The sequence below is a fragment of the Enterobacter cloacae complex sp.6700776 genome (assembly GCF_048284255.1).
In the GTDB taxonomy this organism is placed as follows: Bacteria; Pseudomonadota; Gammaproteobacteria; order Enterobacterales; family Enterobacteriaceae; genus Enterobacter; species Enterobacter intestinihominis.
In genome coordinates this window covers 1-374 of the sequence record NZ_JBLVYK010000077.1, presented here as the reverse complement: position 1 = coordinate 374, position 374 = coordinate 1, and the positions used below count along the sequence as shown (strand labels likewise).

Annotated in this window: 1 pseudogene; it reads left to right on the top strand. The window is 54.0% G+C overall.

The features are described from left to right. A pseudogene (gene rho, locus ACNQ0T_RS23290) lies at window positions 1–374 on the top strand (transcription termination factor Rho); the annotation flags it as partial.

Below are 374 nucleotides of genomic sequence, written 5' to 3'. Positions count from 1 at the left end.
CTGCAGAACATTGCTCAGAGCATTGCTTACAACCACCCGGATTGTGTGCTGATGGTTCTGCTGATCGACGAACGTCCGGAAGAAGTGACCGAGATGCAGCGTCTGGTAAAAGGTGAAGTTGTTGCTTCTAACTTTGAAGAACCCGCATCTCGCCACGTTCAGGTTGCGGAAATGGTGATCGAGAAGGCCAAACGCCTGGTTGAGCACAAGAAAGACGTTATCATTCTGCTCGACTCCATCACTCGTCTGGCGCGCGCTTACAACACCGTTGTTCCGGCGTCAGGTAAAGTGTTGACCGGTGGTGTGGACGCCAATGCCCTTCATCGTCCGAAACGCTTCTTTGGTGCGGCGCGTAACGTGGAAGAGGGCGGCAG